At 70.2% G+C, this 16,060-nt stretch carries 14 protein-coding genes; 4 read left to right on the plus strand and 10 right to left on the minus strand.

The annotated features are described in order from the left end of the window. Window positions 1-2: 2 nt before the first annotated feature. Complete coding sequence (locus VHW64_RS07795) at window positions 3-887, minus strand: phosphotransferase family protein (RefSeq protein WP_329649961.1); 885 nt, start codon at window positions 885-887, stop codon at window positions 3-5. A 38-nt stretch (window positions 888-925) separates the two neighbouring features. On the opposite strand from VHW64_RS07795, the gene VHW64_RS07800 reads away from it, so the two are divergent. After that, the gene (locus tag VHW64_RS07800; protein ID WP_329649962.1) at window positions 926-1,741 is read left to right on the plus strand and encodes a class I SAM-dependent methyltransferase; all 816 of its coding nucleotides are present in this window, start codon (window positions 926-928) and stop codon (window positions 1,739-1,741) included. Window positions 1,742-1,771: 30 nt separating this feature from the next. Here the strand turns inward: VHW64_RS07800 and VHW64_RS07805 are convergent, their stop codons facing one another. Then, window positions 1,772-4,000, minus strand: a complete 2,229-nt coding sequence (locus tag VHW64_RS07805; protein WP_329649963.1) for a hypothetical protein — start codon at window positions 3,998-4,000, stop codon at window positions 1,772-1,774. Further along, window positions 3,997-4,608, minus strand: a complete 612-nt coding sequence (locus tag VHW64_RS07810) for a hypothetical protein (protein ID WP_329649964.1) — start codon at window positions 4,606-4,608, stop codon at window positions 3,997-3,999. The genes VHW64_RS07805 and VHW64_RS07810 overlap by 4 nt, the downstream gene beginning before the upstream one ends. A gap of 194 nt (window positions 4,609-4,802) precedes the next feature. On the opposite strand from VHW64_RS07810, the gene VHW64_RS07815 reads away from it, so the two are divergent. Then, window positions 4,803-6,068, plus strand: a complete 1,266-nt coding sequence (locus tag VHW64_RS07815; RefSeq protein WP_329649965.1) for a polysaccharide biosynthesis protein — start codon at window positions 4,803-4,805, stop codon at window positions 6,066-6,068. A gap of 11 nt (window positions 6,069-6,079) precedes the next feature. Here VHW64_RS07815 and polA read toward each other — a convergent pair whose 3' ends face one another. Continuing rightward, on the minus strand, window positions 6,080-8,794 hold the full coding sequence (gene polA / locus VHW64_RS07820; protein ID WP_329649966.1) for a DNA polymerase I: 2,715 nt from the start codon (window positions 8,792-8,794) through the stop codon (window positions 6,080-6,082). Between the two features lie 60 nt (window positions 8,795-8,854). Between polA and VHW64_RS07825 the strand changes: the two genes are divergently transcribed. Beyond that, a complete protein-coding gene (locus VHW64_RS07825; protein WP_329649967.1) occupies window positions 8,855-9,289 on the plus strand; it encodes a hotdog fold thioesterase in 435 nt (144 codons plus the stop codon). Between the two features lie 103 nt (window positions 9,290-9,392). On the opposite strand, the gene VHW64_RS07830 is transcribed toward VHW64_RS07825, so the two are convergent. Further along, window positions 9,393-9,962 carry a GNAT family N-acetyltransferase gene (locus tag VHW64_RS07830; RefSeq protein WP_329649968.1) on the minus strand — a complete coding sequence of 190 codons (570 nt, stop codon included), beginning with the start codon at window positions 9,960-9,962 and terminating at the stop codon, window positions 9,393-9,395. Window positions 9,963-10,130: 168 nt separating this feature from the next. Between VHW64_RS07830 and VHW64_RS07835 the strand changes: the two genes are divergently transcribed. Then, entirely contained in the window at window positions 10,131-10,877 is a 747-nt protein-coding gene (locus tag VHW64_RS07835; RefSeq protein WP_329649969.1) for a DUF554 domain-containing protein, read from the plus strand. A gap of 97 nt (window positions 10,878-10,974) precedes the next feature. Here VHW64_RS07835 and VHW64_RS07840 read toward each other — a convergent pair whose 3' ends face one another. The 5 genes from VHW64_RS07840 to VHW64_RS07860 all read right to left on the minus strand — a co-directional run bounded on the left by VHW64_RS07840 (window position 10,975) and on the right by VHW64_RS07860 (window position 15,990). Then, on the minus strand, window positions 10,975-11,694 hold the full coding sequence (locus tag VHW64_RS07840; RefSeq protein WP_329649970.1) for an ABC transporter ATP-binding protein: 720 nt from the start codon (window positions 11,692-11,694) through the stop codon (window positions 10,975-10,977). Further along, window positions 11,684-12,478, minus strand: a complete 795-nt coding sequence (locus tag VHW64_RS07845) for an ABC transporter ATP-binding protein (protein WP_329649971.1) — start codon at window positions 12,476-12,478, stop codon at window positions 11,684-11,686. Before VHW64_RS07845 ends, VHW64_RS07840 begins: the two co-directional genes overlap by 11 nt. After that, window positions 12,471-13,682 (minus strand): branched-chain amino acid ABC transporter permease, encoded by a 1,212-nt coding sequence (locus tag VHW64_RS07850; protein ID WP_329649972.1) that lies wholly within the window; start codon window positions 13,680-13,682, stop codon window positions 12,471-12,473. The genes VHW64_RS07845 and VHW64_RS07850 overlap by 8 nt, the downstream gene beginning before the upstream one ends. 61 nt (window positions 13,683-13,743) lie before the next feature. Then, window positions 13,744-14,745, minus strand: a complete 1,002-nt coding sequence (locus VHW64_RS07855; protein ID WP_329649973.1) for a branched-chain amino acid ABC transporter permease — start codon at window positions 14,743-14,745, stop codon at window positions 13,744-13,746. Between the two features lie 90 nt (window positions 14,746-14,835). Beyond that, window positions 14,836-15,990, minus strand: coding sequence for a branched-chain amino acid ABC transporter substrate-binding protein (locus tag VHW64_RS07860; RefSeq protein ID WP_329649974.1), 1,155 nt, complete (start codon window positions 15,988-15,990; stop codon window positions 14,836-14,838). Between the last annotated feature and the right edge of the window lie 70 nt (window positions 15,991-16,060).

The raw sequence follows: 16,060 nt of genomic DNA on the forward strand, positions 1-16,060 counted from the left end.
CGCTACGACGGCAGAGCGTGCAGGTCGCCAGTCCGCGCGATGGCCAGGAGGTGCTCGTGGGCTCGGTCAGCGACCGGGTTCTGGCCTCGTCGTGCCGCGAGGTCGACGAGGGCCCAGAGGTCGGCGGCGCGGGCGAGCTCCAAGGTCTCGGCTGGACAGGTCCCGCGCCTCTCACACCACGCCGCCAGGACCGCATCGGCATACGCGGGCACGCGGTCGAAGCGGAGGAGGTTGCCGAGATCTGAAACTGGACAGCCCGAGTGGGCGAACTCCCAGTCGAACACGGCGGTGACGACCAGGGACTCCGGGTCGACGAGCACGTTCTTCGGGTTGGCGTCGGAGTGCACGAGGCAGCTGCGGCCGACGCTGTCGAGCAGGCTCTGCGCGTGCTCGGCGACGGCCATCAGCGAGCTCAGGTCGGCAGCCGGCCAGCCGAGGGAGTCGGCGTACTCCGCCACGAAGCCGGGCAGCCCGTCAGCCATCCCGAAGTCGCCGATCGTGAGCTCGGGATCGACGAACGGGCCCGGCCGAAGCGTCGGCATCCCAGCGACGGTCGCGACGAGGCTGCCCAGATGCCCGCCGAGGACCGCGAGGCCGGCCTCGTCCAGCGTGGTCAGGAGGAGGTCACCCCGCACGCCGGTGACGAACGACGTGACCAGGAGGCCCGGCCTGCTCCCCTCAGCGGCTCCGCGACGCACCTCCAAGACATCGGGCACCGGCACCAGACCACGGACCAGCCGGAGCACCGCGGCATCGATCTCGGGTGCCGCATCGTCACGCAGCCGCGGCGGGTAGACCCGGACGACGGTGCGCTCCCCCGCCGTCTGCGCCAGGTAGGTCTGCCCGGACCAGCCGCCGGCGAGGGGGGTCAGGTCGGCGAAGTCCATGTCGGCCAGCCTGTCAGGCGCCCAGTAGGGTCGCCACCGTGGAGGACCACCTGCCGCAGCGCGTGCGTGTCGAACGGCGTGCGGTCAGCGAGGCCGAGTCACGGCGTGCCAACGGCCCCGACTGGGACCGCTACGCCGACGAGTACCAAGCCACCCACGGTGGGTTCCTCGGCGACACCGGCTTCGTATGGGGTCCCGAGGGACTGACCGAGGACGAGGCCGGCGTCCTCGGCGACGTCGCCGGGCACGACGTCCTCGAGGTGGGATCGGGCGGCGGCCAGTGCTCGCGGTGGGTGCGCGCGCACGGCGGTGCGTCGTACGGCGTGGATCTCTCGGCGCGTCAGCTCCAGCACTCGCGGCGGATCGACGAGGAGAGCGGTATCGCCGTCCCGTCGGTGCTGGGGACCGCCACGGCGCTGCCGTTCGCCGACCGGTCCTTCGACGTGGTCTTCTGCTCGTTCGGGGCGATGCAGTTCGTCGCGGACCTCGCGGTGGCGGTGACCGAGGTCGCGCGGGTACTGCGCCCCGGGGGCAGGTTCGGCTTCTCGATCACCCACCCGACCCGATGGAGCTTCCCCGACGACCCGTCCGATGCGGGTCTCACCGCGACCTCGTCCTACTGGGACCGGCGACCCTACGTCGAGCTGGACGACGAGACCGGGAACGTCTCCTACGTCGAGCACCACCGCACGCTCGGCGACTGGGTCGAGATCCTGGCGGCGGGGGGCTTCCGGATCGTGGCCCTGCTGGAGCCCGAGTGGCCCGAGGACCACGACCGGGTCTGGGGCGGCTGGTCACGCGTGCGCGGCCGGCTCACCCCCGGCACCGCCATCTTCGCCGCCGACCTCTGCTGAGACGGACTGCGTCTGCTCGGCCGTCCTGGCTCAGGCCTTCGGCAGGAAGGGTACGGCGCGCCGACGCAGGGCGAAGGCACCGAGACCGAGCCCACCCAGGACGATCGCGAGGATGAGCCGCTCGACGTTGCGCGACCCCTGACCGTCGTTGCCGTTGATCTCGAAGTCGTAGGCCATCAGGCCCATCGACCCGGCCGGAGCGCCGTAGATCATCCCGTCGGTGTGGGCTCGCTTCGCCCCGGCAACGAGCGTGGCGTAGAGCTTGCCGTACTGCTGGGCCGTCTTCTGCCCGGCGTGCACGATCTTGACCACCCCGCGCTTGGAGAGCTCGTTGGCGCCGTTCTTCAGCTGCGGCGCACCGTCTCGCGCCTGCTGCATGCCGTTGGCGAGCTGGTCCGAGCCGGACGCCGCGGTGCTGAGCCCTCCGGAGAGCTGCTGGGCTCCCGAGTCGAGCTGACCCAGGCCGTTGGCCAGAGCCGTCGCGCCGCAACGCAGCGTCTTGTTCGGGTTGCAGCCGGGGGTGGGCGTCCCCAGCCCGGCGAGGATCTGCGATCGCAGGGAGTCGACGAGCAGCGGGACACCGGCCTGCACCGCCAGCGCCGCCTCCTTGATGCCGCACTGGGTGTGGATGCAGTCCTTGTAGTTGCCGTGCGAGAGCCCCGCGCGCAGCTGGTCGAGGCCTGCGCCCTTGTCCAGCAGCTGCTGGTCGGCCTGGGTGGCGATGGTGTTGAGGCTCGTCTGGAGAAGGGCGAGCTGCTGGTCGTAGTCGCCCCCCGTCTTGAGCCGGTTGACCATCGCCTGGACGGCGTTCTGGCAGGCGGTGACTCCCGCGCAGCCGGTCGTGTTGGCGATTCCGGTCAGCTGGGTCTGGAGGTCTCCCAGGCTGATCACCTGGAGACCGCCGATGTTCACCCCGGGGCCCTGGCTGCGGCTGAAGGAGACCGACAGGGCCAGGGTCTTCACGGCGTCGATCGCCCCGCAGCTCTTCGGGGTCCCCCCGGTGGCTGAGACCAGGCAGTCGTTCGACGGCCCCACCTCGAGTCCTTGCTGGATGGCGTTCAGGCCACCCAGCAGGCTCTTGACGGTGGGCTTGTCGTTGAGGTTGCCGACGCCCGTGGCGATCTTCGTGAGGGCGCCCAGGAGCAGCTGGTACTTATGGTTGTGCCGCAGCTGCTGGGGCAGGCCGGCCAGCGCGTCGTGCAGCTTGGTCAGGCCGGCCGCGAGCTTGTCCCCGCCCACGCTCGCCTGGTGGGCGCCTCCCGCCAGCTGGGCTGAGCCGGGAGCGGCTTGGCCCGAGAGTCCGGCCTGGAGCTGGTGAGCACCGTTGTCGAGCTTGATCAGGCCGGCGAGGAGCTGCCCGGCGCCATCGCGCAGTCGCAGCAGGTTGGTGTTGATCTTGGTCGCGCCCGCGGCCAGCTTGTCGCCGGTCTTCGCGCCCGACTGGTAGCTGGTGACGGCCGTGGCGAAGGTCGGGTTGGTCGTGGGGTCGACCGGCACGGCCGTGAACGAGACCGGCGGCAGGAGACCGTCGGTCAGGTGGGCGGTGTACCCGAACGAGACCGTGTCGGAGCCGATCGGCGGGAACAGCGTGAGGAGGTACTCCATCTGGGTGCCGCCGTGACCGTCGCCACCCATGCTGGCCGCCACGGACTGCACGTCGGTGAAGTTCTTGGGCAGGTCGAACACGACGGTGCCGACGATCGGGATCGGGACGTCGCCCGACGCGGTCTTGGTGCCACCGGCGCCGTCGGTGAAGGTCAGGGGCACGCTCTTGGTCGTGAGGTTCTTGACGGTGTAGGTGACCTTCACGTCGCCGGTGGCGCCGACCAGGTCGTTCGCCGAGACCGTCTTGCCGTCCAGCTCGTAGCCGACCGCGACCGAGATCGGCAGCTTCGCGGTGTCGAACGTGCTCACGCTGCGACCCTGTGAGACGCCGTTGACGTCGTAGTGCTGGTCGAGGACGCCGTTCTTCGGGTTCAGCCCGCCGAAGCCGTTGAGGTTGCGCAGGCCGTCGGGGTCGACCGGGTTCTGCACGGAGACCGAGCCGTGACCGGTCAGCGTCAGCTGCTCGTAGAGCCGCGAGCTGTCGACCTTGCCGTCGGCGTTCAGGTAGGTCTGGACGGTCTCGGTGTTGACCGTGGACACCCCGCTGGAGCCGCTCCCGGTGGCGAAGGCCGATCCCGGACCGAGCCCCACCAGGGCGGTGACGGTCAGCACGGCGGCGAGCCGTGCGGGCCGACCGGTGACCAGCGCCCTCATCGAGCGTCCTCCTTGTCCTTCAGCATCGGCCCGAGTCTCGTGTCGTCGGCGCCTGACTCCGGTTTGCTGGTCGTCGCGGGGGGAGCATCAGGCGTCGCCGGGGCGACGGCCTCGTCGGACGGCGTACCACCGGGAGCGACCAGGGCGGCGGCGAAGAACCCGAAGGCGAACGCCAGCAGAACACTGGTCGAGGAGGAGGCCGAGGTGCGCAGCACCTGGCTCGGGGCCTCGATATAGGTCGTCTCGTAGCTCCCGGCCAGCACGGCGGCACCCAGGAGCAGCGTCCACAACGAGAGGCGCTCGCGGCTCAGAGCGGCAGCGGCCGTGCACAGGGCCACGACCACGCCGACGGCGATCGCGTGTCCGGTCGTCGTGTCGGGCAGGAACCCGGCCCGGACCAGGTACCCCACCCAGGACAGCGCGAAGCCGACGAGGAAGCCGACCAGACGCAGCCCCGGACTGCGGCCGGGGACGAGCGCGACGACCGCCCCGCTGCCGGCCCCCATGAGTGCCACCGACTCCACGTCGAGCCCGAGGCCCGAGCTGAGCACGATCACCAGGATCGAGGCGACGGTGAGTACGGCTCCTGACAGCAAGGTGCTTCGCACGCTGCTCCCTCCCTGGCGCCCGGCCTGAGGCGGCACGGCGCATCCACCGCGCCCGACCGGGCACGGGACTGGCCCGGAGGATATAACGCAATCGGGCTCGTGGTTAACCCCCGAGTAACTTTGCAGGACCTTCGGCCCGGGGCTGCCCACCGCCTCGACGAGTCGGCGGGTCGGGTGCCCTAGGCTCCGGAGACATGGCGCGGGCGGTGGAGTCGTCGACGTCCGGCGCCACGCTCCGCGGTGGAGGCGGGGTCGCCGCGGCCGTCTTGGTGTTCAACGGCGCGACGTACGGCTTCACGATCGCCTCCGCACACCTCCTCGGGCCGACCGGGTACGGCGCCCTCGCGGCCTGGATGAACCTCCTCATGGTCGTCAACGTCGGCTCCCTCGGCCTCCAGGCCACCGCCGCGCGCCGGCTGTCGTCGGGCGAGCACAGCCTCGACGACGTCGAGCCGCACCTCGTCCGGCTCACCCTGGTCAGCTCCCTCGGCATCGGTCTGGTGCTGCTGGTGCTGACGCCGCTGATCGACGTGACCCTCCAGCTCGACGACCTGCTCATGGCGGCCCTGCTGGGCGTCTCGGCGGTGCCGCTCACTCTCGTCGGCGGCCTCAGCGGCATCTTGCAGGGTGAGCGCCGATGGGGTGCGTTCTCCGCGGTGCAGGTCTGCCTGGGCGCGCCGCGCCTGCTCGTCGGGGTGGCCCTGATGCTGTGGCGCCCGGAGCCGCGCTGGGGCGCGGTCGCCGTCACGGTCACCATGGTGGTCCCGGTGCTGGTGGGCCTGCGGGCCCTCCGGCACCGCCGAGGCCGGGTCTCCGCCGGCCGCGACGGGCTCGGCGAGGGTCTGCGCTCACTGGTGACCGAGATGGTCCACAACTCCCAGGCGTTGCTCGCGCTGTTCGCGGTGAGCAACGTCGACCTCATCGTCGCCCGGCACGTCCTCGGCTCCCACCAGGCGGGGCTCTACGCCGCCGGCCTGATCCTGGCCAAGGCCGTGCTGTTCCTGCCGCAGTTCGTCTCGATCGTCGCCTTCCCCTCGATGGCTTCGGGCGAGAGCACCCGCACGTTCGTCCTGGCGGTCGGCTCGGTGGTCGCTCTGGGAGCCCTTGCGACCGCCGCGACGGCCGTGCTCCCCGGCCTGGCGCTGGTCTTCGTCGGCGGGTCGGAGTACGCCGACGTGCGCTCGCGGCTCTGGGTCTTCGCGGTCCTCGGGACACTGCTCGCGGTGATGATGATGGTGGTCTACGCCCTGATCGCGCGAGGCGGCCAGCGCAGCGTCTACCTGACCTGGCTGGGTCTGGCCACGATCGTCGGACTCGGGCTGACCGTCCACACGGTCACGGCCATGCTCAGCGTCGTCATCGCCGTGGATGCCGTGCTCGTCGTCGTCCTGCTGGTCGCCCACGAGCGCGGACGTGGCCTGCCGGTGACGGGGATCGCGGAGCCCTTCGCCGCGGGGTGACCTCGAGCCCGTCAGTGGGCGGCGTCGTGCCAGGAGCGACCGGTGCCCACCGACACGTCGAGCGGGACGGCGAGGTCCGCCGCCCCGCCCATCTCTCGGCGCACGACCTCCTCCAGCGCCTCCCGCTCTCCGCGGGCTACCTCGAAGACCAGCTCGTCGTGTACCTGGAGCAACATCCGCGAGGCGAGTCCGGCGGCGCGGATGGCCTCGTCGACGTGGAGCATCGCGACCTTGATCAGGTCGGCGGCCGATCCCTGGATCGGCGCGTTGAGGGCCATCCGCTCGGCCATCTCGCGGCGCTGCCGGATGTCGCTGCTGAGGTCGGGCAGGTAGCGGCGACGACCCCAGAGGGTCTCGGTGAAGCCGGTGCGCCGGGCCTCGTCGACGACGCCGGCGAGGTAGTCGCGCACGCCGCCGAACGTCTGGAAGTACTCGTCCATCAGCCCCCGGGCCTCGCTCGGGTCGATGCGGAGCTGCGCCCCGAGGCCGAACGCCGACAGGCCGTAGGCCAGGCCGTAGTTCATCGCCTTGATCTTGGCCCGCTGGCCCGGCGTGACCTCGCCGGCGGGCACCCCGAAGACGCGTGAGGCGGTGATCGAGTGGAAGTCCTGCCCCGACCTGAACGCCTCGATCAGCCCGGCGTCCTCCGAGAGGTGGGCCATGATCCGCATCTCGACCTGGCTGTAGTCGGCGGTCATCAGGCAGTCGAACCCGCCACCGACGACGAAGCCCTCCCGGATGCGGCGGCCCTCCTCGGTACGGATCGGGATGTTCTGGAGGTTGGGCTCGGTGGAGGAGAGCCGGCCGGTCGCGGCGATCGTCTGGTTGAACGTCGTGTGGATGCGGCCGTCGGACTGCACGGTCTTGAGCAGACCCTCGATGGTCTGCCGCAGCCGGATCACGTCGCGATGGCGCAGCAGGTGCAGCAGGAACGGGTCCTCGGTCTTCTCGAACAAGCCCTGGAGCGCGTCGGCGTCGGTGGTGTACCCGGTCTTGGAGCGCTTGGTCTTCGGCATGCCGCGCTCCTCGAAGAGCACGACCTGGAGCTGCTTGGGAGAGCCGAGGTTGATCTCCTTGCCGATCACGCGGTACGCCTCGGCGGCGGCGTCTCGGACCTCGTCGGCGAAGTGGCTCTCGAGCCCCTCCAGGTGCTCGATGTCGACCGCGATGCCGGTCTGCTCCATCGTGGCCAGCAGGTCGACCAGCGGCAGCTCGACGTCGGCCAGGAGCCGCGTGCCGCCCGTCTCCTCGATCTCGTCGTCGAGGGTGTCGGCCAGGTCGAGCACCGCCCGTGCACGGAGCATCGCGGTCTCCGCGACCCCGCCCCCGGTGGTCTCGTCGTCGAACAGCAGCTCCTCCTGCCCCTCGTCCCCCGAGCCCTGCTTCAGCTCGCGCTTGAGGTAGCGCAAGGTGAGGTCGGCCAGGTCGTAGGAGCGCTGGTCGGGCCGCACGAGGTACGCCGCGAGCGCGGTGTCGCTGACCAGCCCGCGCAGCGGCCACCCGCGAGCCGCCAGGGCGAGCATCGGGCCCTTCGCGTCGTGGAGCACCTTGTCGCGGTCGGGCTCCCCCAGCCAGGACATCAGCGCGGCGTCGTCGTCGGGAGTGACCTCCGCCGCGTCGACCCAGGCGGCCTGCCCGTCGGCCGCGGCCAGAGCCAGGCCGCGGACCTCACCGGTGCCCGCGCCCCACGCCCCGTGCACGGTCAGGCCGGTCCGCGTGCCCTCCTCGGCGTGCTCGCCGAGCCAGGCCGCGACGTCGCCGCCGCCCAGGATGCTCCCCGAGAGGGCGAAGCCCGAGTCGTCGATGTCGTCGTGCTGGACGTCCCACGACTCCAGGAGCCGCTCGCGCAGCACCCGGAACTCCAGGGAGTCGAACAACGTGTGCACCAGCTGGCGGTCCCACGACTGGGCCGCGAGATCGGCCGGCGCCAGCTCGAGGTCGAGATCGCGCACCAGCGCGTTGAGGTGGCGGTTGCGGATGACGTCGCCGAGATGCTCGCGCAGCGCCTCCCCCTTCTTGCCGGTGATCTTGTCGGCGTGGGCGATAACGCCGTCGAGCCCGTCGTACTCCTTGAGCCAGCGAGCGGCGAAGCCGGGACCGACGCCCGGCACGCCGGGCAGGTTGTCGGAGGTCTCCCCCACGATCGCTGCCAGCTCGGGGTAGCGATCGGGGCGAACGCCGTACCGCTCCTCCACGGCGTCGGGGGTCATCCGGGCGAGCTCGGACACCCCGCGCATGGGGTAGAGCACCGTCGAGTCGTCGGTGACCAGCTGGAAGGCGTCGCGGTCGCCGGACAGGATCAGCACCTCGAAGCCCTCGGCGAGCGCCTCGGTCACCAGCGTGGCGATGATGTCGTCGGCCTCGTAGCCCTCCTTGACGAGGTGCTTGATCTTCAGCGCGTCGAGCACCTCGTCGATGAGCGGGAGCTGGCTGGAGAACTCGTCGGGTGTCTTGTTGCGCTTCGCCTTGTACTCCGCGTACTCCTGGAGGCGGAAGGTCTGCCGCGACTTGTCGAACGCGACCGCGATGTGGGTCGGCTGCTCGTCACGCAGGACGTTGATCAGCATCGAGGTGAACCCGAAGACCGCGTTGGTGTGCTGACCGGTGGTGGTCGAGAAGTTCTCCACCGGAAGGGCGAAGAACGCTCGGTAGGCCAGGGAGTGGCCGTCGAGGAGGAGCAGCCGCGGCCGGCTGGAGGTCACTGTCACGGCGTCGGGGGCGGGCACTCGCCGACTCTATCCAGCGCCGCCGACAGCCGAGCCGGCCCGATCGGGCAGGATGACGACATGAGCACCCCCAGCGCCCCGGAGTCCCTGCTCGCGGCCTTCATCGCCGGCGACGAGGCCGGCATGGGCGCCCTCAACCGCAAGCTCGGCGTGAAGATCCTCGAGGCCTCCGCCGAGCGCGTCGTGGCCACGATGCCGGTGGAGGGCAACACCCAGCCCTACGGGCTCCTGCACGGCGGGGCGTCGGTCGCCCTCGCCGAGAGCCTGGGCTCCCTGGGGTCCGCGATCCATGCCCATCCGGACCGGATCTCGGTCGGGGTCGACATCAACGCCACCCATCATCGCTCGGCGACCAGCGGCATTGTCACCGGCGTGGCGACGCCGCTGCACCTCGGGCGCAGCATGGCGTCGTACGAGGTCGTGATCACCGACGAGGAGGACCGCCGCGTGTGCACCTGCCGTATCACCTGCGCCCTGCTCCCCCGCGACCGCTGAGGCGCCGTCCTGACCGGCTGATCCGCAGGGTCGCCGTCCGACCGCACTCCGGCGTGGAGTGAGAGCGCGGTCGGTGTGCGAGCGATGAGCGAGCCTCGGCCCCTCAGCTGCCGGAGATCGTGCCCGAGACCGAGCGCGCGTGGCGCAGGCTTCGGCGTACGGCGAGCACCTGGGTCACCTGGCGGGTACCCGGGCTGCGGGAGGTCAGCCTGGCCCGCACCGCCGGCGTGGGCGCGACCCTGAGCACCGCCTGCGGGCCCAGCGCCAGTCGCGCCATGAACCGGTTGGCCTCGCGGGAGCCCGAGGCGGCGGCGGTCGCCACGTGGCCGATGCCGAGCTCCTCGGCCCAGGTGACGGCGGCCTCGACCAGCACCTTGCCGATGCCGCGCCGCCGGAAGGCCGCGACGACGGCGGCGTTGTGCACCTCGAGCACCGGCTCGGGGTTGACCGGCGAGTAGGTCCCGGCCTTGAGGAACGCCGCACCGGCGAACACGCCGTCGTAGTCGGCGACCAGGAGCCGCTCGCCCGGACGCTCCCCGAGCTGCTCGATCGTGGACGCCAGGTCGTGCAGCTGCTCCTCGGCGCCACGACGAAGGAAGGGCTGCCACAGCTCGGCCAGCTGCTCGGCGTCGGCGAGCATCGCGTCGCGCAAGGCGACCGGGGACCGGCTCATGCGGTCCTCCTACGGATTCCGGCGTGCGGGGAAGGGTGCGGGGGCGTTGTCATCCGTAGACCTCCGGGTCGACGAAGGAACGGCACCTTCCGGTCCCCCCGTCGATGCCGCACGGGCAGACTACGCTCAGTCCGCCGCTTTGTCCCTAGGTGTCCTTCGAGGAGTCATGTGATCGCCGGTTCCGGCACTGCCGTCAACGTGCTCACCGTGCTGGCCGGCTCCTCGGTCGGCGTGCTCGCGGGCAATCGTCTACCCGCCCGCACCCGCGACCTGGTGACCGACGTCCTCGGCCTGGTGACCCTGCTCATCGCCGGGATGTCGGCGATGGCGGTCGACGACCCGGCGCTGGCCGCGAAGGTCGGCCCCCACGCTCCCCTGCTGATCGTGCTCGGGTCGCTGGTGATCGGCGGGATCGTGGGTTCGCTGCTCCGCCTCGAGCACCGCGTCGAAGGCCTCGGCGGCTGGCTTCAGGGTCGGCTGTCCGGTGCGGCGGACACGACCGAGCGGGCGCGCTTCATCGAGGGCTTCGTGACGGCGTCCCTGGTCTTCTGCACCGGTCCGCTGACGATCCTGGGCTCGCTGTCCGACGGACTCGGCCATGGCGCCGACCAGCTCTACCTCAAGGCCACCCTCGACGGCTTCGCGGCGATCGCCTTCGCCTCGTCGTTCGGCTGGGGGGTCGCCGCCAGCGCGCTGACGGTCCTGGTGGTGCAGGGAGGGATCACCGCCCTCGGCGCGGCACTGGGCAACGTGCTCCCCGACGCCCAGCTGGCCGCCATCACCGCGGCCGGGGGACTCATGCTCGTCGGTGTGGCCTTCCGCCTGCTGCGCATCCGCGAGATCGCCGTCGCCGACCTGCTGCCCGGTCTGCTGGTCGCCCCGTTGCTGGTCGGAGTCGTCGCGGCCTTCCGCTAGGGAAGCGCTGATCAGTCCCGCCTGCTGCGCGCCATTGATCGGCACTTCCCTGGGCGTCACTCCCACGCAACGGGTCAATGACTTCGTGCGCGCGGCGCTAGATGTCGCCGCCGAGGTACGCCGCGCGCACCGAGGAGTCACCCGAGAGCTCCTGGCCGGTCCCCGAGCGCACGATCTCGCCGGTCTCGAGCACATGGGCCTGGTGGGCCCTGCGCAGGGCCTGACTGGCGTTCTGCTCGACGAGCAGCACGGTCGTGCCCTGCTCGTTGATCTCGGTGATGATCGAGAAGATCTGCTGGATCAGGCGCGGGGCCAGACCCATCGACGGCTCGTCGAGCAGAACCAGCCGGGGCCGCGCCATCAGCGCCCGCCCGATCGCCAGCATCTGCTGCTCACCGCCGGACATGGTGCCCGCGGTCTGGTTGGCACGCTCCTCCAGACGCGGGAAGAGCTGGAAGACCCGGTCCAGGTCCTCCTGGTACGCCGGGGTCTTGCGGTCGGTGCGCACGTAGGCGCCCATGTCGAGGTTCTCCCGCACCGTCATCCCGGGGAAGCAGCCGCGGCCCTCCGGGGACTGGCTGATCCCGAGCTTGACCCGCTCGTAGGGGGGCAGCCGGGTGATGTCCTCGCCATCGAAGACGATCTTGCCCTCACGCACCTTGCGGAGCCCCGAGATGGTCTTCAACGTGGTCGTCTTGCCGGCGCCGTTGGCTCCGATCAGCGTGGTGACCTCGCCGTCGGCACAGCCGAACGAGATGTCACGGATGGCCTCGATGTGGCCGTAGTTGACGCACAGGCCCTCGACCTCAAGAAGCATCTTCTTCGTCCACTCCCAGGTAGGCCGCGATCACGGCCGGGTTGTCGCGGATCTCCGCCGGAGCCCCCTCGGCGATCTTCCGGCCGAACTCCAGCACCACGATCCGGTCCGTCACGCCCATCACCAGGCGCATGTCGTGCTCGATCAGCAGCACGGTGAACCCCTCGTCGCGGACCTTGCGGATCAGGTCCATCAGTCGCTGCTTCTCGGCCGGGTTGAAGCCGGCGGCCGGCTCGTCCAGGCACAGCAGCTTGGGCTTGGTCGCCATCGCCCGGGCGATCTCCAGGCGTCGCTGGTCGCCGTAGGAGAGGTTCTCCGCCAGCTCCTCCGCGTGGCCCCCCACCCCGACGAACTCCAACAGCCGATAGGCCTCCTCGATCGCGACCGACTCGGTGCGTCGGTGCAGGGGCGTGCGGAACAGCGCGTTGAGCAGTCCGACCCTGCTGTTGGCATCCGCGCCGACCAGGACGTTCTCCAACGCCGTCATCGACTTGAACAGCCGGATGTTCTGGAACGTCCGGGCGATCCCCAGCTTGGTGATCCGGTGCCGCTTGAGGTTCGCCAGCGGCCGTCCGTCGAACCGGATCTCGCCCTCGGTGGCCTGGTAGACGCCGGTCATCACGTTGAAGCAGGTGGTCTTGCCCGCGCCGTTCGGCCCGATCAGGCCAAGGATCTCGCCCTCCTTGATGTCGAAGGAGACCGAGTCGAGGGCGGTGACGCCGCCGAACCGGATGGTGACGTCGTCGACCTCGAGCAGGGCCTTGCGGGTGTCGGTCTCAGACATCGACGACATCGCCTTCCAGCTCCTCGATCTCCGCTTGGGCGCGCAGCGCCCGTTTGGTACGACGGGGCGGCAGGATGCCCTGCGGCCGGAAGGTCACGATCAGCATCAGGCTCAGCCCGAAGATCAGCAGCCGCCAGTCGCTCAGGCCACGGAAGCGCTCCGGGAGGTAGGCGACCAGCAACCCGCCGACCAGGGCGCCCCAACGGTTGCCGGCACCGCCGATGAGCACGGCTGCGACGAACAGCATCGACAGCTGGAGCGGGAAGGCGTCCGGGCTGATGTAGCCGCCCTGGCCCGCGGCCAGCATCGAGCCCGCGAGCCCGCCGATCGCCGCGCCCATGGCGAAGGCGAGCAGCTTGTAGCGGAACGTCGGAACGCCCATCAGCTCCGCGGCGTCCTCGTCCTCGCGGGTGGCCTCCCAGGCGCGCCCGACCCGGCTGTTCTTGATCAGGACGTCGCCGATCATCACCAGGATGATCACGGTCAGGATCAGCCAGTAGTACGGGATGCCGTCGAGCACGCTGAAGGTGAGGAACGGCGTCTTGTGCAGGTTGTCGACCGACGGGACCAGGCCGTTCCAGGACAGGTGCGGGATCTGGAAGAGACCGTCCTGGTCGGTGCCGAGCGGGTCGGGCCCGATGCTCGGTGGTGGCGGGATGTCCTTGATGCCGCTGGCTCCTCCGAGCCAGTTGGAGTTGCGCGCGCAGATGGTGATGATCTCGCCGAAGCCCAGGGTCACGATCGCGAGGTAGTCCCCGCGCACGCGGATCGCCGGGCCGCCGAGGATCAGGCCACTGATCATGGTCACGGCGATCGCGACGGGCAGGGTCAGGAAGAAGGGCCAGTGCGCGTGCTGCGAGGTCAAGACGCCCGTGGTGTAGGCCCCGGTGGCGTAGAAGCCGACGTATCCGAGGTCGAGCAGCCCGGCATAGCCGATCACGATGTTCAGCCCGACCGCGACCAGCGCGTACGACGCGGCGTCGACCATGACCCCGCCGAAGTCGGAGTCGGTGGTGGTCAGCAGCGGCGGCCGGATGATCGGCAGCGCGTAGGCCAGCACGATGCCGACCACGATCATCGCCCACCGCACCCAGCCCTTGCGCAGGAACGGCAGCTCGATCTGGAGGGGCTTGCCCAATCCCCTGCCCAGCCCCTTGCCGAACCGCCTCGAGGAGCGCTCCGTGGCCGGGACGGTGCTGCTCATTCGGGGCCCCCATGTCCGGCGGAGGCGCGCAGCCGAGGAGACGAAGAACGTCCTGGGGCGTTCATGCCCGGGCCTTCCCGAGGGACTCACCGAGGATGCCGGTGGGCCGGACCAGGAGCAGCAGCACGAGGAGGGCGAAGGCGAAGACGTCCTGCCACGAGCTGCCGAACACCGCGCCGCCCCAGTTCTGCATGACCCCGAGCACGAGCCCGCCGACCAGGGCTCCGCGCAGGTTGCCGATGCCGCCCATGACCGCCGCGGTGAACGCCTTGATGCCGATCAGGAAGCCGGCGTCGTTGCGGGTGGTCCCGATCCGGATCATGTAGAGGGTGGCCGCGACGCCGGCCATGATCCCGCCGATCAGGAAGGTCGTGCGGATGACCCGGGTGGAGTTCACGCCCATCAATGCGGCAGCCTCGGGGTCCTGGGCCACGGCCCTGATGCCGCGACCCAGCCGCGTACGGCGGACGAAGAGGTCGAGCAGGAACATCATCAGCAGCGCCGAGAAGATCACCAGCAGGTCGATGTCCGTCACTGCGTACCCGAAGAACTCGAAGACCTTGTGCGGATCGATCGTGATGGGTGAGGAGTAGGTGTTGCGCGCCTGTGCGACGTAGTTGGCGAGCTTGTCGTCCAGGTGGAACCAGCCCGCGATCTTGTCGCGCAGTCCCATCAGCTCAGCGAGCGAGAACGACGCCCCGATCGCGGAGATGAGGATGACCAGCTTCGGCGACCCGCGCCTGATCAGCGGCCGGTAGGCCAGGCGTTCGACGAGCAGCGCGACGAGCGCCGAGGTGACCATCGCCGCTATCAGACACAGGGCGAGCAGGCCCAGGGCGCTGCCCAGGCCCTCGTCGCTGGAGCTGGTGCCGTGGAAGTAGGTGACCGTCCACGCCATCGCGAAGGTGCCGTACATGAACACCTCGGAGTGCGCGAAGTTGATCAGCTGGAGCACGCCGTAGACCATCGTGTAGCCGAGAGCGACCAGCGCGTAGATCGACCCCAGAGCCAGCCCGGTGATGGTGATCTGGGCGAAGTGGTGGAACAGGAACCCGAAGTCCACGATGGTTCCTCTCGTCGCATGCACCGTGCATCGGCTGCGGCCGGGATGCTCCCGGCCGCAGCCGATGCGACAGCGGTTGGCTGGCCCGAGCTACTGGATGGGCGACGGGTTCGCGGTGTCGAGCTTCCCGTTCGCGACCTTGTAGGCGAAGATCGTCGAGCTGGTGATGTCGCCGTGGCTGTCGAACTTGATGGGACCGCTGACGCCGGTACCGGAGTAGGCGTTGATGAAGTCGTTCATGTCCTGGTGGCTCGTCTTGCCCGCCTTGATGGCGTCCAAGACGATGTTCGCCGCGTCGTAGGACTGCGTGGAGTACAGACCCGAGTCGGCACCGTTGACGGCCTTGTACTTGGTGTTGAAGTCAGCCGGAGCGGGACCGGCCGGGGCCGACAGGATGGAGCCGTCGGCAGCCGCGGCACCCGCGGCCTTGACGAACGCCGGGTCCTCCGAGCCGTCGCCCGACATGAACAGGCCCTTGTAGCCCGCCTGGCGGAGCTGCTTGACCAGGAGGCCGGCCTCGGCGTAGTACCCGCCGTAGAAGACCGCGTCGGCACCGGAGCCGGTCACCTTGGCCACGGTCGTGCTGAAGTCGGTCTGACCGGTCTGGACGGTGTCGGTGCCGGTGACCATCGAGCCGAGGCCCTTCTGGACGTAGCTGGCCAGGCCCTTGCCGTAGTCGGAGCCGTCGTCGATGACGAACGCCTTGGTGGCCTTGGCGGTGTTCTGGATGTACTGCGCGTCGGCGGCCCCCTGTGCGGAGTCGTTGCCGATGACGCGGTGCCAGGTGGCCCAGCCCTGCTGGGTGATGGTCACGTTGGTGGCCGAGGGCGAGATCGAGGGCAGGCCGGCGGCGTAGAACGTCTTGCCGGTCGCCAGGGACTCACCGGAGAACCCGGGGCCGACCAGGGCGACGATGTTGGTGTCCTGGACGATCTGGGTCGCCAGCGGGGTGGCCTTGGTCGGGTCGCCCTGCGAGTCGAACACCTTGACGTTCACCTTGCAGGTGGGGTTGGCCTTGTTGTAGGTGTCCAGCGCCAGCTTGATGCCGCCGACCATGTTCTGGCCGAGCGCGCCATAGGGACCGGTGGTGGCACCCAGGAAGCCGATTTCGTAGTTGCCACAGGGGGCGCTGCCGCCGCTGCCACCGCTGCCAGCGGTCGAGCTGTTGCTGCTCCCGCAGGCTGTGAGCGCCAGACCCGCCGCCGCGATCACGGCAAGGGTGCGCAGTTGGGGCTTGATAGCCACTTCTCCTCCGTCAAAGCACGGCCGCACGGAGCCGTGCGGCGTTAGTCGAGATGCGGGGGAACCTAGCACC

The sequence above is a fragment of the Nocardioides sp. genome, from assembly GCF_036267815.1.
GTDB lineage: Bacteria > Actinomycetota > Actinomycetes > Propionibacteriales > Nocardioidaceae > Nocardioides.